Here is an 18087-nt window from a genome sequence, read left to right on the forward strand (position 1 = left end):
ATAGTCATCCTGCGAGGGGCAGCCTACTCTCCTATTTTGGCTTTGCCGCGTCGAGCGCCAGGTTGAGCGCAAGAACGTTAACACGGGGCTCGCCGATCACGCCGGCGAAGCGGCCCTGCGTGTTCTGCGTCACCAGCTCACGCACTGCGTCCTCGGACATGCTGCGCGCTTTGGCGACCCGCGGCACCTGGAACAGCGCGGCGTCCGGCGAGATATCCGGATCGAGCCCGCTGCCCGACGTGGTCACAAGATCGACCGGCACGCTGGCGGACGGGTTCTCCGCCTTCAGCTTCTCGACATCCTCCTTGACCCGGTCGTTCAGCGCCTTGCTGGTCGGGCCGAGGTTGGAGCCGCCGGAATTGGCCGCGTTGTAGGGCGCCGGCACTGTCTTCGTGGAGTCGTTCGGATCGGGCGCGACCGTCGCCGACGGCCGGCCATGGAAGTATTTATCTTCCTTGAACTCCTGCCCGATCAGGGCGGAGCCGATCACCTTGCCGTCCTGCTCGATCAGGCTGCCTTGCGCCTGGCGCGGGAAGATGACGCCGGCGATGCCGGTGATGGCGAGCGGATAGGCAAGGCCCGTGATCGCGGTCAGCAGGACCAGCACGAGGATGGCGGGGCGGATTTCTTTCAGCATGACTGGTCTCCTAAATCTCTTTCGTCATTGCGAGCGAAGCGAAGCAATCCATGGATCGGCATAACGGATGGATGGATTGCTTCGTCGCTTCGCTCCTCGCAATGACGTTGTGGTTAAGCCAGGCCCAAAGCGGCGACGACGAGGTCGATCGCCTTGATGCCGATGAACGGGATGACGATGCCGCCGAGACCGTAGATCATCAGGTTACGGCCGAGCAGCGCGCCGGCACCCACCGCGCGATACTTGACGCCCTTCAGCGCCAAGGGAATCAGCGCGATGATGATCAGCGCATTGAAGATGATCGCCGACAGGATCGCGCTTTGCGGACTCGCCAGGTGCATCACGTTCAGCACCTGAAGCTGCGGATAGAACGCGAGGAACATCGCCGGGATGATCGCAAAGTACTTCGCGACGTCGTTGGCGATCGAGAACGTGGTCAGCGCGCCGCGGGTCATCAGCAGCTGCTTGCCGATCTCGACCACCTCGATCAGCTTGGTCGGGTTGGAATCGAGGTCGACCATGTTGCCGGCCTCGCGGGCGGCCTGCGTGCCGGTGTTCATGGCGACGCCGACATCGGCCTGCGCCAGCGCCGGCGCGTCGTTGGTGCCGTCGCCGCACATCGCGACCAGCTTGCCCTTGGACTGCTCGTCGCGGATCAGCTTGAGCTTGTCCTCGGGGGTTGCCTGCGCCAGGAAGTCGTCGACGCCGGCCTCGGCCGCGATCGCGGCCGCGGTCATCGGGTTGTCGCCGGTGATCATCACGGTGCGGATGCCCATGCGGCGCAGTTCGGCAAAGCGCTCGCGGATACCGCCCTTGACGATGTCCTTCAGGTGCACGACGCCGAGCAGCTTGCCGTCCTTGGCGACGGCCAGCGGCGTGCCGCCGGCCTTTGCGATCTCGTCGGCGATCGACTGGATCTCGCGCGCTTCGGCGCTCATCGTCGCCGCGAGCGCGCGGACGGTGTTGCCCGAGGCGACGGTGCGGGGCGAGCCGCCGTCGATATAGGCAAGGATCGCGTCCACCGCGCCCTTGCGGACCGACGACGTGCCGGCATCGATGCCGCTCATGCGGGTCTGCGCGGTGAACGGCACGAAGGTCGCGGCAAGCTCATGCATGTCGCGTCCGCGGATGCCGTATTTCTCCTTGGCGAGCACCACGATCGAGCGGCCTTCCGGCGTCTCGTCGGCCAGCGAGGCAAGCTGCGCTGCGTCGGCGAGGTCCTGCTCGGCGACGCCGCGGATCGGACGGAATGCGGTCGCCTGGCGGTTGCCGAGCGTGATGGTGCCGGTCTTGTCCAGCAGCAGCGTATCGACGTCGCCGGCAGCCTCCACCGCGCGGCCAGACATCGCCAGCACGTTGAAGCGCACCAGGCGGTCCATGCCGGCGATGCCGATCGCCGACAGAAGCGCGCCGATCGTGGTCGGGATCAGCGTCACGAACAGCGCCACCAACACCACGACCGAAATCGAGCCGCCGGCATAGGCCGCATAGCTCGGGATCGTCACCGTCGCGAACACGAAGATGATGGTGAGGCCGGCCAGCAGGATGTTGAGCGCGATCTCGTTCGGCGTCTTCTGCCGCTCGGCGCCCTCCACCAGCCTGATCATGCGGTCGATGAAGGTCGAGCCCTGGGCTGCGGTGATGCGGACACGGATCCAGTCCGACAGCACCTGGGTGCCGCCGGTGACCGCGGAACGGTCGCCGCCGGACTCGCGGATCACGGGCGCGGATTCACCCGTGATCGCGGCTTCATTGACCGAGGCCACGCCTTCGATCACCTCGCCGTCGGACGGGATGTTGTCGCCGGCCTCGACCAGCACGACGTCGCCGACCTTCAGCGAGGTGCCGGGCACCATGCGATAGGTCCGGTCGGTGCCGGTGAGCAGCTTGGCCTGGCTCTCGGTGCGGGTCTTTTTCAGCGATTCCGCCTGCGCCTTGCCGCGGCCTTCGGCAACGGCCTCGGCGAAGTTGGCGAACAGCACCGTGAACCAGAGCCAGAGGATAATCTGGAAGGTGAAGCCGAGATTGGCGCTGCCGGTGACGAGGTCGCGGACGAAGATCACCGTGGTCAACGCGGCCACGACCTCGACCACGAACATCACGGGGTTCTTCGCCATCAGCCTAGGATCGAGCTTGACGAAGGCCGAGCGGATCGCCGGCACCAGGATCTTCGGGTCGAACATGGTCGACGCCGTCACCTGCTTTTGCAGTCTTGTGGTTTCCATGGTTGTCACTCCGGACAATTCGATCAGAACAGGGTGTTGGCGTTCATGGCGAGGTGCTCGACGATCGGCCCGAGCGCCAGCGCCGGGAAGAAGGTGAGACCGCCGATGATCAGGATCACGCCGATGACGAGGCCGACGAACAGCCCGCCGGTGGTCGGGAAGGTGCCCGCCGAGGCCGGGATCGACTTCTTCTCGACCAGCGAACCTGCAATGGCCATCGCCGGCACGATCATGAAGAAGCGGCCGACGAACATCGCGGAGGCGAGCGTCAGATTGTAGAACAGGGTGTTGCCGGTGAGGCCCGCGAAGGCCGAGCCGTTGTTGCCGGTCGCCGAGGTGAACGCGTACAGCACCTCGGTGAAGCCGTGCGGGCCGGAGTTCGCCATCGAGGCCACCGCCGACGGCAGTACCACGCCGACCGCGGTCCAGCCGAGATACATCAGCGGCAGCACCAGGATCGCGAGCATCGCCATCTTGACCTCGCGCGCCTCGATCTTCTTGCCGACATATTCCGGAGTGCGGCCGACCATCAGGCCGGCGACGAAGATCGCCAGCACGACGAACAGCAGCATGCCGTAGAAGCCGGCGCCGACGCCGCCGATGATGACCTCGCCGAGCTGCATGTTGATCAGCGGGATCATGCCGCCGAGCGCGGTGAAGCTGTCATGCATGGCATTGACCGCGCCGCAGGAGGCGGCAGTCGTGACGACGGCGAACAGCGAGGACGCGACGATGCCGAAGCGGACCTCCTTGCCCTCCATGTTGCCGCCGGTGAGACCGAGCGCGTGCAGCGCCGAGGTGCCGTTGGCTTCCGCCCAGTAGGTGACGGTGACGCCGGCGACGAACAGGATGCCCATCACGGCGAAGATCGCCCAGCCCTGGCGCTCGTTGCCGACCATGCGGCCGAACACGTTGGTCATGGCGGCGCCGAGTGCGAAGATCGAGACCATCTGCACGAGGTTCGACAGCGCGGTCGGATTCTCGAACGGATGCGCGGCGTTGGCGTTGAAGAAGCCGCCGCCATTGGTGCCGAGCATCTTGATCGCGACCTGCGAGGCCACGGGCCCGAGCGCGATGGTCTGCTTGCCGCCCTCCAGCGTGGTGGCGTCGACATAAGCGCCGAGCGTCTGCGGCATGCCCTGCCAGACCAGGAACAGCGCGTAGACGACGCAGATCGGCAGCAGCACGTAGAGCGTGCAGCGCGTGACATCAACCCAGAAATTGCCGACGGTGCGCATCGACGAGCGGGTGAAGCCGCGGATCAGCGCCATCGCCAGCGCGATGCCGGTCGCCGCCGACAGGAAATTCTGGTGGGTGAGGCCGACCATCTGGACCAGATAGGACAGCGTGCTCTCGCCGCCGTAGTTCTGCCAGTTGGTGTTGGTGATGAAGGAGATCGCGGTGTTGAAGGAAAGGTCCTCGGCGACCGCCGACTGTCCGGCCGGGTTGAACGGCAGCACCGCCTGCAGCCGCATCAGGCCGTAGATGATGGCGAAGCCGCCGACATGGAACAGCAGCATGGCGACCGTATAGGTCAGCCAGTGCTGCTCGCGCCGCTCGTCGACGCCGCCGACCCAGTAGATGCCGCGCTCGACCGGGCGCAGCACGGGCGCCAGGAAGGTGCGCTCGCCGTTGAACACGCGGGTCATGTACCAGCCGAGCGGTTTGACCAGCGCGGCAACGATCGCGCAGAACAGAATAATTTGAATCCAGCCGATGACGGTCATTGCGTCAAACCTTTCGAATGGGAGCGAAGCGCAGCATCGACGCGAACAAGCCGAGCAACAGCCCGGTCAGCATCGCGTCGGCTAACAGAATTGTGCAAAGCGCTGACATCGCGGGCCGCCTAGAAGCGTTCGGGCCGCAGCAATGCGTAAGTGAGGTAGAACAGCAGGCCGAGCGAGACGAGGCCGGCGAGCGAGTAATCGAAGATCATCGCCGCCTCCGTTACAGCCGTTCGCAGGCGTAGGCGTAGCCGATGCCGGCCGCGAAGAAGCCGATCGCAAGCGCCGCCATGAGAATGTCCATCATGTGAGACTCCTATGCGTCACAGGGCGCGGGCCATTGCATAGGCGTCCCGCGCCGGATGGCCGTGAGGTGCCATCCGGGACATAGGTTTTCGAGAGGTGGCGAGTAAGGACGTTATAGGAATCCTATAAGTGCCACGAGCTGCGCAGCCGTCGTCCCGGCGAAGGCCGGGACCCATAACCACAGGGCCGAGTTTTGTGATGGCTGGGCCCAGCGCGACACGAAAACTGAAATCGGTGGTTATGGGTCCCGGCCTTCGCCGGGACGACGTGTCTTTATGGAATGCCTATATCTCCGTCCCCCGCCTCATCTCGTTTTCAAATGGCACTCCGGCCATTTTGAGCGTGCGGCCAATGCCTTGAGCTTGGATTTCTTGGGCCGCGCAAGACGAGATGACGCCATGTCCGTACTTTCCCAGAACACCTCCATCGATCTCGGCGACCGGCTGCGCGACGCCTATGCGGTGACAGCCGAATTCATGGCCGACATCATCAGCCAGACCTGCCGGCGCTTTCCCTCGGTCGGACAGAGCGGCAAGACCCGCCAGGTCGAGCGGCTGATCCAGTCGGGCGCCTGGACCGACGCCGCGATCGCGCTGCTCGATCTGGAACTGCCGCAATGGCAGATCCGCCGCCTGGTCTATGACGAGGGCGAGTGGCACTGCGCATTGTCACGCGAACGCGAGCTGCCGGACTGGCTCGACCAGTCGATCGAGACCCACCACACCGATCTTGCACTCGCGATCCTCAGCGCCTTCGTGGAGGCGCAGCGCATCTCGACGCCCGATAGCCGAACCAGCGTGCCGACCGTCCGTCGCGACACGCGCGCGCTGTACGAGCCGCTGTTCGTCGACAATATCGGCTGACGGCGGCGCGGCCGTGGACACCAAACAACTGCCGCGGCAGCTGCAGTCGGTCCAGGTCATGGTCCGCTTCGGCTTCCGGCTTGCCATCATGATCGGCTTTGCCGTGTTCGCCGGCGCCGGCTTCGGCAAGGGCCTCGTCACGCTGTTGTGGATGTCGGCCGTGATCTGCGCCTTCGCCGGGATCGCCAAGCGCGAAATGCCGTTTGCCGCAAACCTCAATCACTGGGACGAGATGACCGCCTATGTCGCGCTGTGCGCGCTCGGCACCGGCATCGTCCAGCGCCTCTAGACCATCCTCACAAATCCTATGCCGCTCCTATGAAGTCGCTGCTCGCACGCGCTCGATTTCATATCCCGCAAATCAGACATTGATCGCGTGACCGTGACTGAAGCGTTTTCGAGCGAGCCGGATACCGGTTCGCGCGAGGAAAACGCGTCAGAAACAAAAAGAAGGACCACCACCGTGAAACTCGTCGAACCTCCCTCGTGTAGCGCCGCGTCCACCGTCGTCTTCATCGGCCGCAACCATCGCGGCCAGTGGGTCGCCCAGCAACAGAACGGCCTCTATGGCGGCCTGTTCGTCAACCGCGCCCAGGCCGTCAAATACGCGCTGTTCGAAAACGGCCAGCATCCTGAAATGATCGTCGAGCTTTCGCGTGAGATCGAGCTCGATATGCGCGGCGAGACCGCGAGCTTTCCCGCGATCCGCGTGGCGTGAGCCACCCATGACTTGACAAACATGACCTGGCAAACGGCTGCGAAAGCCGACACGGCCGGATGGCTGTCGGGCTTCATCCCCGATCTTCCGACCCCCTTCAACCATCGGGGCGAGATCGACGTGGACGCGTTCGGCCGGCTGTGCGAGCGCCAGATCGCGGCCGGCGCCACCGCGCTGGTGGTCGGCGAGACCGCAGGTGAAAGCGCGACGCTGGAGCCCGCGGAACGTGCGCAGCTGGTCCGGATCGCGGCCGGCGTCGCGCGCAAGCGGGTTCGCATCATCGCCGGCGCCGGATCGAACGCGACCGATCGCGCCGTCACATTCACCCGGGCCGCGGAAGCGGCCGGCGCCGACGCCGTCATGTCGGTCGTACCCTATTACAACAAGCCTATGCCACGGGGCACGGCGGCGCATTTCCACGCGGTCGCCGCGGCCACCACGCTGCCCGTCATCCTGCACGACATTCCGTCGCGCACGGTCAAGGGCCTTGCCAACGAGACGCTGCTCGAGCTCGCCGCATCGCCACGCTTCGTGGGATTGCGCGATGGCAGCGGTGACGTTGCCCGGCTGGCGCGCCTGCGCTCACGCCTGCCGGCGACATTCCGAATGCTGACCGGCGACGACGCCTCCTCGTTGGCCTGGCTCGCCGCCGGTGGCGATGGCTGCATCTCGGTCGTGACAAACGTCGCGCCCGATCTGTACGTGGCCGTTCACAGGCATTTCCGCGAGGGACGGTTGTATCAGGCGCGGGAGTTGCACCAGCGGCTGGTGCCGCTTGCGACCTTGCTGGAGCGCGAGCATCCCGCCGCATTGAAGTTCGCGCTGTCGCTTCTGGGATTCATGCCGCCGACGACGCGGCTGCCGATCGTGCAATTGAACGGGTCGGCAAAGGCCGAGGTCTCGCAGGCGATGGCTGAGCTTGCCGACGAGTACCTCGCAGCCGCGCATTGAGGTTTGCCGACCCGACGGAAGCCATCGCAATGCACAATGCGATGAGCACACGGTGCCCGTGACGCGGCGCCAACTTGAGGTTCCGAAACGGCGCCCCATATCCACGGCAAGGGAGTGCTTGCCGTGCACACCACCTTCAAGGCGGCCCTCGTTGTTGCGACCGTCCTGGTCGCTCTGGTTGTCTCCATCCGTCCCGGTCCGGCCGCGGACAACAGCCATCTTGGCCTGACCATTTCAATCGACGGGGCAATTGGGCCGGCAGCGGCCAGCTACGTCAAGGACGGCCTGGCCAAGGCCGCCGAGCGCCACGCCGAAATTGTTATCCTGCGTTTGAATACGCCGGGCGGCCTCAGCACCAGCATGCGTGAGATCATCGCCGACGTGCTGGCCTCGCCCGTTCCCGTGGTCGGCTACGTTGCGCCATCCGGCGCCCATGCCGCGAGCGCCGGGACCTATATCCTCTATGCGACCCATCTCGCGGCCATGGCGCCCGGCACCAATATCGGCGCCGCGACGCCGGTGCAGATCGGCGGCCCGATACCGGGGCTGCCGGGCAGCACCCCGGACAAGGGCGACAAGGACCAGAAGGACGGCGGCCATCCGTCCGAAACCAAGGATGCCATGACGGCGAAGGTGACGAATGATGCCGTTGCCTTCATCCGCAGCCTGGCCGAATTGCGCGGCCGCAATGCCGACTGGGCCGAGAAGGCGGTGCGCGATGCCGCCACCCTCTCCGCCAACGCAGCGCTGCAGGCCAACGTCATCGATCTCACCGCGCGCGATCCGGCCGACCTGCTCAGGCAGGTCGATGGCCGGACCATCGAGCTTCCCGGCGGCAAGACGCAACGCCTGGCGACCACGGACACCGCGATCGAGGCCATCGATCCCACCTGGATCGCGCGCGCGCTTGCGGTCATCACCGACCCCAACATCGCATTCATTCTCCTGATGGTCGGCATCTACGGCCTGATCTTCGAGTTCATGTCGCCCGGTGCCGTGGCGCCCGGGGTTGTCGGGACGATCTGCCTGCTGCTCGGTCTGTACGCACTCAACATGCTGCCGATCAACTACGCGGGCTTCGCCCTGATGCTGGTCGGGATCGCGCTGCTCGCAATCGAAGCCTTCAACCCGACCGTCATGATCGGCCTCGGAGGAATAGTCGCCTTCGTGCTTGGAGCAGCCATGCTGTTTCGGATCGAGGCGCCCGGTTACCGGCTGTCATGGCCGGTCATCGGCATCATCGCCGCGATGTTCACCGGGCTCATTCTCGTCGTGCTCGGCGCGCTCCGCCGGGCGCGCAAGGGCCCGGTGCGGATCGGTGCGCAAGCCATGCGCGGGCTATCGGCCGAGGTGCTCGACTGGTCCGAGACCACGGGTCACGTCTTCACCAACGGCGAACGCTGGCAAGCGCGCAGCACCGAGACATTCACGGCGGGAGACACGGTCGAGGTCGCCAACATCATCGATTTGACGCTGGTGGTACGGCGCACGCCGGCCTCTCCCGGCGAGGGAGGTAAGGCATGATGCTTGATTATTTCACCTATGCGGCGATCGCGCTGCTGATCATCGTATTCCTGACCCAGGCCGTGCGCGTGCTGCGCGAATACGAGCGCGGCGTCATCTTCACGCTCGGCCGTTTCACCGGGGTGAAGGGCCCGGGGCTCATCATCCTGATTCCGGTGGTGCAGCAGCTGGTGAAGGTCGATCTCAGGGTGGTGGTGCAGGTGGTGCCGCCGCAGGACGTGATTTCGCGCGACAACGTCTCGGTCAAGGTCAACGCCGTGCTCTACTTCCGCATCGTCGATCCCGAGCGCGCCATCATCAAGGTCAGCGACTACATGGCTGCGACCAGCCAGCTTGCGCAGACCACGCTGCGTTCGGTGCTCGGCAAGCACGAGCTCGACGAGATGCTGGCGGAACGCGACAAGCTGAACGCCGATATCCAGGAGACCCTCGACAGGCAGACCGACGTCTGGGGCATCAAGGTCACCGGGGTCGAGATCAAGGATATCGATCTCAATGAGACGATGGTGCGGGCGATCGCCAAGCAGGCCGAGGCGGAACGGCTGCGGCGCGCCAAGGTGATCAACGCGATGGGCGAGCAGCAGGCCGCCGAGAAGCTGGTCGAGGCCGGCCGGATCCTCGCCCAGGAGCCGCAAGCGATGCAGCTGCGCTACTTCGCGGCGCTGCACGACATTGCCGGCGAGCGCTCCTCGACCGTGGTCTTCCCGCTGCCGATGAACCTTCTCGATCACCTGGCGCCGCGACGTGAAGCGACGTGAACTGGTTTGGGAGTAGAAACGACGGTCGCTCAAGGTCGGCGCGCTCGGGATCGTGGGTCTCGTAGGCGCCGCGGCCTCTGCACGTCACTGCGAGCCAACGGGCCGCGCGAACGTGCGCCCGATGACAGGCTCCGCGAAGCAATCCATCGCGCCACATGCGGAGATATGGATTGCTTCGTCGCCATGCTCCTCGCAATGACGCGGATGGGTTCGGGGGCTTAACGCCCGCGATGCTTGGCCCGCCACGCAGGTCCCGGACCGCGCATGTAATGCGCCTCGGGCCGGTAGCCGCCGATCGGCTCCTCGCCGATCCAGGCGAGGAATGCGAGCAGCCCTTCTGCGGCGCGGCGCGGCAGGGCAGCGATGAACAAAACTGTGCGCATCTCAGTAGTCCCACTTCTCGCCGAGCACGACCGGCGCCCGTGGATATCTCTCGGCGTCGCCGCCGAGCATGCCGACGTTGAGGTTGGTCCGCGCCCAATCCTCGTGGCCGCGATGCAGCAGCAGCTCATTGCGGAGCCGATGAATCTTGGCGGCGGCGATCGCACGGTGAACAGTCCTGAAGACGAGGCCGATCCGCCGGAACGTCCGCCGCAGCATCAAGGGCATGGCGCCGGCCGAACCGTGCGGCCGGGCATCGTGGTAATGGAGCAGGGTCATGTGCCACCTTCCCGTTTGGCGGCGCGCGCGAGCGCACCGCATCACGGCAAAAGATGCGGGGAAGGCCGTAGGAATTCGAGAGCAGCCGCGGTCCTGTCACATAGCCGCGGCATAAGCGTCCGGCTGCGGTCCGTGCACCGCCGTCATGCCGCGAATCGCGACATTTCGGACAATTTTACCCTCGATCAGCGGCGCGAGGGGCAGGTTTACGGTCGGCGGCAAGACCGGTAACCTTGCCTCCCAATGCGACGTGGAGAGTGCCCATGCGGCCCAAGGATCAGATCAACTGGATGCTGTCGGATGCGATCGAGGCGCTCGCCCGCGCCGAACGGCTGCACCAGAGCTTCCTCAATTTGCACCCGCGCGCGGGAAGCACCGAGCCGAGCTGGGAACCGCCGACCGACGTGATCGAGACCGAGGATGAAATCCTGATCCTGGTCGCGTTGCCGGGGGTCGATCCCGACGAGGTCGAGGCCGCGCTCGACGGCGGCACGCTGGTGATCTCCGGCCGCCGCACCCTGCCCCCTGAGCTCCGCAACGCCCGTATCCTGCGCCTCGAACTGCCGCAGGGCCGGTTCGAGCGCCGCATCGCGCTGCCGACCGGCCGCTACACGATCAGCCGCTTTGCCGCGCATGGTTGCGTCGGCCTGCGGCTCGGAAAGTCGAGCTAAAGGATTTCGACATGGCTGCCTCAGACGTTTCAAGCCCAGCTTCAACTTCGACGCCGATCCCGAGCGACGCGCTGATCATCGTCCCGGTGCGCAACACCGTGCTGTTTCCGGATGTCATCATTCCGATCACGATCGCCCGGGCGACCTCGATTGCCGCGGCCCAGCAGGCGGTGCGCGAGCAGCGGCCGATCGGCATCCTGCTGCAGCGCGATCCCGAGACCAACGATCCCGGCCCCGACGGGCTTTACCGCGTCGGCACCACAGCCAACATCGTGCGCTACATCACCGGTGCGGACGACAGCCACCATCTGGTCTGCCAGGGCGTGCAGCGCATGCGCGTGCTCGACTATCTGCCGGGCACGCCGTTCCTCGCGGCCCGCGTGCTGCAAATCCCGGAGCCGACCACCACCTCGCCCGAGATCGAGGCGCGCTTCCTCAATCTGCAGCGCCAGGCTCTGGAGGCCGCGCAATTGCTGCCGCAAGTGCCGCAGGAGCTGATCGCCGCGCTGCAGGGCACCACCTCGCCGGCAACCCTTGCCGACCTTGCGACGTCCTACATGGACATCAAGCCGTCGGAGAAACAGGACATCCTGGAAACCATCGATCTCGTGGCACGGATGGACAAGGTGTCGCGTCACCTCGCCGAACGTATCGAGGTGCTGCGGCTGAGCCAGGAGATCGGGCAGAAGACCAAGGCCGTGTTCGACGAGCGGCAGCGCGAGGCGATCCTGCGCGAGCAGATGGCGACGATCCAGCGCCAGCTCGGCGAAGGTGACGGCAAGGCCGCGGAAGTCGCCGAGCTGACCAAGGCGATCGTCGAGGCCAAGATGCCGCCGGAGGCCGAAAGCCAGGCGCAGAAGGAACTGCGCCGCTACGAGCGGATGCCGGAGGCAGCGGCCGAATCCGGCATGGTGCGCAGCTATCTCGACTGGCTGATCGATCTGCCCTGGAGCATTCCGGAGGAGAAGCCGATCGACATCGCGGAGGCGCGCAAGATCCTCGACCAGGACCATTATGGCCTCGAGAAGATCAAGAGCCGCATCATCGAATATCTCGCGGTGCGCAAGCTCGCGCCCGGCGGCAAGGCGCCGATCCTGTGCTTCCTCGGGCCGCCCGGGGTCGGCAAGACCTCGCTCGGCCAATCGATCGCGCGCGCGATGGCGCGGCCGTTCGTCCGCGTCTCGCTCGGCGGCGTGCATGACGAGGCCGAGATCCGCGGCCATCGCCGCACCTACATCGGGGCGCTGCCTGGCAACATCATCCAGGCGATCAAGAAAGCCGGCGCACGCAATTGCGTGATGATGCTGGATGAGATCGACAAGATGGGCCGTGGCATCCAGGGCGATCCGTCGGCCGCGATGCTGGAAGTGCTCGACCCCGAGCAGAACAGCACCTTCCGCGACAATTATCTCGGCGTGCCGTTCGACCTCTCGCGCGTCGTCTTCATCGCCACCGCCAACATGCTCGACGGCGTCCCCGGCCCGCTGCTCGACCGCATGGAGCTGATCAGTCTCGCCGGCTACACCGAGGACGAGAAGCTCGAGATCGCCAAGCGCTATCTGGTCCGCCGCCAGCTCGAGGCCAACGGCATCAAGGCCGAGCAGGTCGAGATCGATCCGGATGCGCTGCGGCTGATCATCCGCAGCTACACCCGCGAGGCCGGCGTGCGCAACCTGGAGCGCGAGATCGGCAAGGTGCTGCGCAACGTCGCGGTGCAGATCGCCGAGGGCAGCACCAGCCACGTCACCATCGCGCCGAAGGACATCGTCTCGCTGCTCGGCCAGCCGAGGTTCGAGAACGAGATCGCGATGCGCACCAGCATCCCGGGCGTTGCCACCGGGCTGGCCTGGACCCCGGTCGGCGGCGACATCCTGTTCATCGAGGCGTCGCGCACGCCGGGCCGCGGCGCGTTGATCCTCACCGGCCAGCTCGGCGAGGTGATGCGCGAGAGCGTGCAGGCCGCGCTAACCCTGGTGAAGAGCCGGGCCTCGCAGCTCGGCATCGACCCCGGCGTGTTCGAGAAGAGCGACATCCACGTCCACGTTCCGGCCGGCGCGACGCCGAAGGACGGTCCGAGCGCGGGCGTTGCGATGTTCACCGCCCTCACCTCGCTCCTGACCGATCGCACGGTGCGCAGCGATACCGCGATGACCGGCGAGATCTCGCTGCGCGGCCTGGTGCTGCCGGTCGGCGGCATCAAGGAGAAGGTGGTCGCGGCCGCGGCCGCCGGCCTGACCCGGGTGATGCTGCCGGCGCGCAACAAGCGCGACTTCGACGACATCCCCGCCGGCGCCCGCGCCAAGCTGGAGTTCATCTGGCTCGAACGGGTCGACGAGGCGATCGCAGCCGCGCTGGAGGCCGCCAAGACGACGCCCGCCGCCGCGGAGTGACCGCGTCTCGAACGCAACAAGAGGGCGTGACAGCGATCGCCGTCACGCCCTCTTGCGTTGCAGATAGCGGAGCGGTGCCGCTCAGCTCTTGCCCATGCATTCTTCGATGTAGAACCAGCGGTCGTCGCCGGTCAGGCCCTTCGACTTCACCTCGGCGCGGCAAGCCTTCAGCTTTGGCTTGTTGGCCTTCCACTTCGCCTTCATGTCCTTCAGCTTCTGCATGGTCAGCTTGACCTTCGACGGCTTGGCCTCGGTGGTCTGGGCTGACGCGGTGTGCAGCGAGCCGGCGAGAAGCAGGGCGGCCACAAGACAGCTTGCGGTACGAAACATGACTGAAATGTCCCTTGATTATCTGTTGATTTGAACGGCGTAGAGCTTCTTGTTTGACGCGTCTTCTTCACGCGAACCGGCATCCACTTCGCTCGAAAACGCTTCAGGCCGCGCGGGATACCAGATGGCCCGCGCGCGGCCTGAACTGCGATCAGAGGATTTTGACCGCGCTGAGCAGCGTCATGTAGACGCCCCACGCCAGCGGAATGCCGACGAACAGCCAGAACAGCGCCGCCTTGGCGTCAAGCCCGCCGAACCCGATCCCGTAGGAACCATGCGGTCCGGCCGCCGCGGCGCTGGCGCTCGCATCCTGCAGTTTGGCAACCTCGGCGTCGCTCATATGCCATTTCGCATCGACCGGCTTGATCAGGTAGTTGCAGATCAGGCCCGCGATCAACATGGCGCACAGGATGTACATCGTGGTGTTGTAGAGCTGGTCGCGCGGCACGCCTGCGGCCAGCTGGAACTCACGGATGTAGTTCACCACGACAGGACCGATGATGCCGGCGGTCGACCATGCCGTCAGCAGACGGCCGTGGATGGCGCCGACGAACTGGGTGCCGAACATGTCGGCGAGATAGGCCGGCACGGTGGCGAAGCCGCCGCCATACATCGACAGGATGATGCCGAAGCCGAGCACGAACAACAGCTTCGATCCCATCGCGGCGAAGGTCGGCGCCAGCGCGTAGAGCGCGATGCCGAGGATGAAGAACGTGTAGTAGGTGTTCTTGCGGCCGATCTTGTCCGACAGCGACGCCCAGAAGAAGCGGCCGCCGATGTTGAACAGCGACAGCAATCCGGCAAAGCCGGCCGCGATCGCCGCGATCTGCGCCTTCTGTCCGGCATCGAGCTGGTTGAAGCCGACATTGGGCAGGCCGATCAGCTTGCCCGCGAAGATCTCCTGCAGCATCGGCGAGGCCATGCCGATCACGCCGATGCCCGCCGACACGTTCAGGCAGAGCACCCACCAGATCAGCCAGAATTGCGGCGTCTTGTGCGCGTTGTCGAGATGGACGTGCTTGCTCGAGATCATCGCGTTGGCCTTCGTCGGCGGCGTCCAGCCTTCGGGCTGCCAGCCGGCCGGCGGGATGCGATAGCGGAACGCGCCGATCATCATGAACACGAAGTAGATCGCGCCCATGGCGAGGAAGGTCTCCCAGACGCCGACCGAGGTCGGGGTCTTGAAGTAGTTCATCAGCCTGTCGGCGAGCGGGGCGCCGATCATCGCGCCGCCGCCGAAGCCCATGATCGCCATGCCGGTCGCCATGCCGCGCCGGTCGGGGAACCATTTCACCAGCGTCGACACCGGCGAGATGTAGCCGAGGCCGAGGCCGACGCCGCCGATCACGCCGGAGCCGAGCCACATCAGCCAGAGCTGGTGCGTGTAGACGCCGAGCGCGCCGATCACGAGACCGCCGGCCCAGCACAGCGCCGCGACGAAGCCGGCCTTGCGCGGACCGACCTTCTCGAGCCAGCCGCCCCAGATCGCGGCGGAGACGCCGAGCAGCACAAAGAACAGCGTGTACATCCACCCGAGGCTCGCGACCTTCCAGTCGCAGGTGGTGGTGAACAGCTCCTGCACCAGCGAGATGTCGGGGCACGCCTTCGGCGCGGTCAGGCCGATCGCGCGCGACAGCGGCAGCCAGAACACCGAGAAGCCGTAAGCCATGCCGATGCACAGATGGATGCAGAGCGCGGCCGGCGGCACCAGCCAGCGGTTGAAGCCGGCGGTCGCGATTGTATGTTCCTTGTCGAGGAAACCTGCGCTTGTCGCGGATACGCGTCCGGCACTGCTCACTGTGGTCATTGACACCTCCCCTGCAGTCGCCATTACGACAGGCGCATCTGCGTCTTCGATCCCGTCTCAACCCATTGCGGCCAGCGTCAGCCGGCAGCTCCGCACATTTCCTCAATGCGTCGGGACCAACCACGCACATTCCGGAAATGCTAACCCCCAATACGGCCGGATATGCCCGGCCGTGCAGCCCGTGATCTGGGCACGGGCCCAGTCGTTGTCCGTCGATGCGCCCACACTCGAGCACAACGCCATCACCACAAGCCGGCGGACATTATCAATTCGCGCAGAATGGAAAATAGGTGTCGATAGGCAAAAGGTAGATATCAAGCTGCATCTAGCGCGTACGCGGCAACGCAGCATTCGAATTGCCTATCGCTCCATTGATCTTCTCGATCAAGAAAACGATCCGGGCGTCGCTTCGTTCGGTGATCTCGACCTTGTCGCCGGTCTCCTGGATGAGGGCCGGGATATCGATCACCGAAAGCGGATCGGTGCAGTGCACCTCGAGGAAATCTCCCGCCGTCACGCTCCGGAGGGCCTTGCGCGTCTTCAGCGCCGGCAGCGGGCATTTCAGGCCGGTGAGATCGAGCTTCGTCGTTGTCATGGTTCGACCATGGCGAAGCCGTCCTGCATCGTCAACGCCGCCTCCCCGTCCACGTCAGCCTTCGGCCGGAGCCGACGCGAGCACGTCGTCGACGGGAATCGCGGCGCGCAGCATCAATTCGGCAACGTCCTCGATGTCGTCGAGATGCGCGACCGGCAGCGTGGTTGCAACGGCGACATCGCTGGCAATCCCGACCACGCGCGGGTCGTCGGGAAACAGCAGCGGCTTGCCGTTGGCGGCGCGGTACACCTCGATCTTGTTGACCGGCTCGCGCTTGAAGCCTTCGACCACGACCAGATCGACCTGCGCCATCTTGGCGAGCAGCTCCGGCAGCCGCGGCTCATCGGCGCCGCGCAGCTCGTGCATCAGCGCCCAGCGCCGCGTCGAGGACACCAGCACCTCGGTCGCACCGGACTGCCGGTGCACCCAGGAGTCCTTGCCGGGCACGTCGACATCGAATTCATGGTGGGCGTGCTTGATTACGGAGACGCGCAGGCCGCGGCCCAGCAGGCAGGGGATCACCCGCGACAGCAGGGTGGTCTTGCCGGCACCGCTCCAGCCCGCGAGGCCAATCACTTTCATACGCGTCTCCGAAGACATGCCAATCGTTAGGGTATCCACGCCCGCGGTTCCGCCCGACATGGATGGCCGGGACCAGCCGTGACGGCGGAAAGCCGCGACTTGCGCCCAACGCTGCTTATATCAGCCTTGGAGCAATGTCATGCCAGGCTCGCCGGCGGATGAGGATGGGCTGGCGCGCTAGAGGACCGCCCTCGGAAACTCCTGCAGCAGCTGCGCCCACAGCACCGCGAACGCGATCAGGCCACACCCAAACGCCGCGGTGAATCTCGGCAATCGGCCGATGGCGACGAGCAGCCAGGCCGGCAGGAAGAACAGGCCGAACACCATGCCGAGCGGAAAGACCGCCAGCCACTGGAAGCCGGTACCGTCGCCAGGCGGCACATGGGCGATGGCGTAGAAGGTGTAGAGCCAGAACAAGGTGCCGGCCGCCGCGACGAGCGCGGCAATCTTACGGAAGTTGGCGGTGTCGAATGCCATGATGGATTGGTCGCCGCAATCGGCGAACCCGTTCACGGGCCGCCGCGCAAGTTGGGCTCGGCGCGCTATCCCGCAGGGTCAGTCGTTTCGTTGACTGACAGGCCGCCCCGGCTTGGCCAGCCTTGCCGATCGGCTCTCTCTCGGGGGCTGGTCACGCATCCGTAGCCTCTTCCGCGGCCGCTGCGTATCGACTGCCAGCACTTCTTCCAGCGTTGTATTCCTAAAACGAAGCCTTCTTAACATCGCTCCGCTCCTCGAGCGGGTGGGAGCCCCATCGGTCGCTCAACCACCGACATCCACAACAGGGCCCATGTCGGTGACAAGAGATAACCAGCGACGGGACGGTTTGCTCCAATGCATGTTGCAGCCCCCGCTCACGTCACGCGCGATCCCGCTATCCAGCGGATTTACCTCGAAATTTCCGATACGCAGGGCGATCGGAACACGATAATGTGCAGCATGGAGGACTATGTATGCCTCGCTCGCCTTCGATTGTGCCGCATTCAATCGATCACGACACCTATCTGGTGCTGAACGATTTTGGCCGACTGGGCCGTGCCTGGAGCGAAACCGACGAAGAAGGCACTGACCGGAAAACGCTGATCCGCCGCCTGCTGGATGACCAGTACAGCCGTCCGGTCCGCATCGTGGCCTTCAATACCAACGAAGGATGGTCGCGCGACGTCACGACCGACATTGCCGACGAGCTTCGGCGCCGTTTCGTCGAATACGAAGAGGTCCCGCGCTCCGTGCTGGAGTTCGTGGAGACGGCGATGCGGCATTGAGCTGGATCCGCAACGCAAAAGGCCCTCTCACAGCGCGATCGTTCGGCCCCCTGCAAGCATCCGCCAAACGGCAATTTTACGAGC

The 18087-nt window shown here is 65.4% G+C and carries 20 protein-coding genes; 9 read left to right on the top strand and 11 right to left on the bottom strand.

The features are described 5' to 3' along the window. Positions 1-31: 31 nt before the first annotated feature. The 4 genes from ACVMB1_RS23020 to ACVMB1_RS23035 form a co-directional block, all read right to left on the bottom strand. On the bottom strand, positions 32-637 hold the full coding sequence (locus ACVMB1_RS23020) for a K(+)-transporting ATPase subunit C (RefSeq protein WP_057014873.1): 606 nt from the start codon (positions 635-637) through the stop codon (positions 32-34). Positions 638-750: 113 nt separating this feature from the next. After that, positions 751-2862 carry a potassium-transporting ATPase subunit KdpB gene (gene kdpB / locus ACVMB1_RS23025; protein ID WP_076823911.1) on the bottom strand — a complete coding sequence of 704 codons (2112 nt, stop codon included), beginning with the start codon at positions 2860-2862 and terminating at the stop codon, positions 751-753. A gap of 23 nt (positions 2863-2885) precedes the next feature. After that, on the bottom strand, positions 2886-4589 hold the full coding sequence (kdpA, locus tag ACVMB1_RS23030; RefSeq protein ID WP_076823907.1) for a potassium-transporting ATPase subunit KdpA: 1704 nt from the start codon (positions 4587-4589) through the stop codon (positions 2886-2888). Positions 4590-4708: 119 nt separating this feature from the next. Then, a complete protein-coding gene (locus ACVMB1_RS23035; RefSeq protein ID WP_016846764.1) occupies positions 4709-4798 on the bottom strand; it encodes a K(+)-transporting ATPase subunit F in 90 nt (29 codons plus the stop codon). A 492-nt stretch (positions 4799-5290) separates the two neighbouring features. Between ACVMB1_RS23035 and ACVMB1_RS23040 the strand changes: the two genes are divergently transcribed. The 6 genes from ACVMB1_RS23040 to ACVMB1_RS23065 all read left to right on the top strand — a co-directional run bounded on the left by ACVMB1_RS23040 (position 5291) and on the right by ACVMB1_RS23065 (position 9706). Beyond that, a complete protein-coding gene (locus ACVMB1_RS23040; RefSeq protein WP_057014870.1) occupies positions 5291-5755 on the top strand; it encodes a hypothetical protein in 465 nt (154 codons plus the stop codon). A gap of 13 nt (positions 5756-5768) precedes the next feature. Continuing rightward, positions 5769-6044: a hypothetical protein gene (locus ACVMB1_RS23045; RefSeq protein ID WP_028332704.1), complete on the top strand. Its 276-nt coding sequence runs from the start codon at positions 5769-5771 to the stop codon at positions 6042-6044. 174 nt (positions 6045-6218) lie between these two features. Beyond that, positions 6219-6473: a hypothetical protein gene (locus ACVMB1_RS23050; protein WP_057015086.1), complete on the top strand. Its 255-nt coding sequence runs from the start codon at positions 6219-6221 to the stop codon at positions 6471-6473. 21 nt (positions 6474-6494) lie between these two features. Continuing rightward, positions 6495-7424, top strand: coding sequence for a 4-hydroxy-tetrahydrodipicolinate synthase (gene dapA / locus ACVMB1_RS23055; RefSeq protein WP_076823904.1), 930 nt, complete (start codon positions 6495-6497; stop codon positions 7422-7424). Between the two features lie 114 nt (positions 7425-7538). After that, positions 7539-8948 (top strand): NfeD family protein, encoded by a 1410-nt coding sequence (locus tag ACVMB1_RS23060; protein ID WP_076823902.1) that lies wholly within the window; start codon positions 7539-7541, stop codon positions 8946-8948. Then, a complete protein-coding gene (locus ACVMB1_RS23065; protein WP_028332707.1) occupies positions 8945-9706 on the top strand; it encodes a slipin family protein in 762 nt (253 codons plus the stop codon). The genes ACVMB1_RS23060 and ACVMB1_RS23065 overlap by 4 nt, the downstream gene beginning before the upstream one ends. 218 nt (positions 9707-9924) lie before the next feature. Here ACVMB1_RS23065 and ACVMB1_RS23070 read toward each other — a convergent pair whose 3' ends face one another. Next, complete coding sequence (locus ACVMB1_RS23070; RefSeq protein WP_158074157.1) at positions 9925-10089, bottom strand: hypothetical protein; 165 nt, start codon at positions 10087-10089, stop codon at positions 9925-9927. A 1-nt stretch (position 10090) separates the two neighbouring features. Beyond that, positions 10091-10366, bottom strand: a complete 276-nt coding sequence (locus tag ACVMB1_RS23075; protein WP_076823899.1) for a hypothetical protein — start codon at positions 10364-10366, stop codon at positions 10091-10093. Positions 10367-10629: 263 nt separating this feature from the next. Between ACVMB1_RS23075 and ACVMB1_RS23080 the strand changes: the two genes are divergently transcribed. Further along, positions 10630-11037, top strand: coding sequence for an Hsp20/alpha crystallin family protein (locus tag ACVMB1_RS23080; RefSeq protein WP_028332710.1), 408 nt, complete (start codon positions 10630-10632; stop codon positions 11035-11037). A gap of 11 nt (positions 11038-11048) precedes the next feature. Beyond that, positions 11049-13427, top strand: a complete 2379-nt coding sequence (gene lon / locus ACVMB1_RS23085; protein WP_076823896.1) for an endopeptidase La — start codon at positions 11049-11051, stop codon at positions 13425-13427. An 81-nt stretch (positions 13428-13508) separates the two neighbouring features. On the opposite strand, the gene ACVMB1_RS23090 is transcribed toward lon, so the two are convergent. The 5 genes from ACVMB1_RS23090 to ACVMB1_RS23110 all read right to left on the bottom strand — a co-directional run bounded on the left by ACVMB1_RS23090 (position 13509) and on the right by ACVMB1_RS23110 (position 17218). Then, positions 13509-13757: a hypothetical protein gene (locus ACVMB1_RS23090; RefSeq protein WP_028342462.1), complete on the bottom strand. Its 249-nt coding sequence runs from the start codon at positions 13755-13757 to the stop codon at positions 13509-13511. A gap of 151 nt (positions 13758-13908) precedes the next feature. After that, the gene (locus ACVMB1_RS23095; RefSeq protein WP_076823893.1) at positions 13909-15564 is read right to left on the bottom strand and encodes an OFA family MFS transporter; all 1656 of its coding nucleotides are present in this window, start codon (positions 15562-15564) and stop codon (positions 13909-13911) included. 325 nt (positions 15565-15889) lie between these two features. Next, positions 15890-16159, bottom strand: coding sequence for a sulfurtransferase TusA family protein (locus ACVMB1_RS23100; protein ID WP_057014863.1), 270 nt, complete (start codon positions 16157-16159; stop codon positions 15890-15892). 54 nt (positions 16160-16213) lie between these two features. Then, positions 16214-16759: a molybdopterin-guanine dinucleotide biosynthesis protein B gene (mobB, locus tag ACVMB1_RS23105; protein ID WP_141339621.1), complete on the bottom strand. Its 546-nt coding sequence runs from the start codon at positions 16757-16759 to the stop codon at positions 16214-16216. Positions 16760-16918: 159 nt separating this feature from the next. Beyond that, on the bottom strand, positions 16919-17218 hold the full coding sequence (locus ACVMB1_RS23110) for a hypothetical protein (RefSeq protein WP_210262749.1): 300 nt from the start codon (positions 17216-17218) through the stop codon (positions 16919-16921). A gap of 527 nt (positions 17219-17745) precedes the next feature. On the opposite strand from ACVMB1_RS23110, the gene ACVMB1_RS23115 reads away from it, so the two are divergent. Then, the gene (locus tag ACVMB1_RS23115) at positions 17746-18003 is read left to right on the top strand and encodes a hypothetical protein (RefSeq protein WP_311988559.1); all 258 of its coding nucleotides are present in this window, start codon (positions 17746-17748) and stop codon (positions 18001-18003) included. Positions 18004-18087: the final 84 nt, after the last annotated feature.

Source organism: Bradyrhizobium sp. USDA 4504 (assembly GCF_054063995.1).

Coding starts and splice junctions, on each gene's coding strand:
- ACVMB1_RS23020 (WP_057014873.1), bottom strand. CDS start 637: ATGCTGAAAGAAATCCGCCCCGCCATCCTCGTGCTGGTCCTGCTGACC.
- kdpB (WP_076823911.1), bottom strand. CDS start 2,862: ATGGAAACCACAAGACTGCAAAAGCAGGTGACGGCGTCGACCATGTTC.
- kdpA (WP_076823907.1), bottom strand. CDS start 4,589: ATGACCGTCATCGGCTGGATTCAAATTATTCTGTTCTGCGCGATCGTT.
- ACVMB1_RS23035 (WP_016846764.1), bottom strand. CDS start 4,798: ATGATCTTCGATTACTCGCTCGCCGGCCTCGTCTCGCTCGGCCTGCTG.
- ACVMB1_RS23040 (WP_057014870.1), top strand. CDS start 5,291: ATGTCCGTACTTTCCCAGAACACCTCCATCGATCTCGGCGACCGGCTG.
- dapA (WP_076823904.1), top strand. CDS start 6,495: ATGACCTGGCAAACGGCTGCGAAAGCCGACACGGCCGGATGGCTGTCG.
- ACVMB1_RS23065 (WP_028332707.1), top strand. CDS start 8,945: ATGATGCTTGATTATTTCACCTATGCGGCGATCGCGCTGCTGATCATC.
- ACVMB1_RS23070 (WP_158074157.1), bottom strand. CDS start 10,089: ATGCGCACAGTTTTGTTCATCGCTGCCCTGCCGCGCCGCGCCGCAGAA.
- ACVMB1_RS23075 (WP_076823899.1), bottom strand. CDS start 10,366: ATGACCCTGCTCCATTACCACGATGCCCGGCCGCACGGTTCGGCCGGC.
- ACVMB1_RS23080 (WP_028332710.1), top strand. CDS start 10,630: ATGCGGCCCAAGGATCAGATCAACTGGATGCTGTCGGATGCGATCGAG.
- lon (WP_076823896.1), top strand. CDS start 11,049: ATGGCTGCCTCAGACGTTTCAAGCCCAGCTTCAACTTCGACGCCGATC.
- ACVMB1_RS23090 (WP_028342462.1), bottom strand. CDS start 13,757: ATGTTTCGTACCGCAAGCTGTCTTGTGGCCGCCCTGCTTCTCGCCGGC.
- ACVMB1_RS23095 (WP_076823893.1), bottom strand. CDS start 15,564: ATGACCACAGTGAGCAGTGCCGGACGCGTATCCGCGACAAGCGCAGGT.
- ACVMB1_RS23100 (WP_057014863.1), bottom strand. CDS start 16,159: ATGACAACGACGAAGCTCGATCTCACCGGCCTGAAATGCCCGCTGCCG.
- mobB (WP_141339621.1), bottom strand. CDS start 16,759: ATGTCTTCGGAGACGCGTATGAAAGTGATTGGCCTCGCGGGCTGGAGC.
- ACVMB1_RS23110 (WP_210262749.1), bottom strand. CDS start 17,218: ATGGCATTCGACACCGCCAACTTCCGTAAGATTGCCGCGCTCGTCGCG.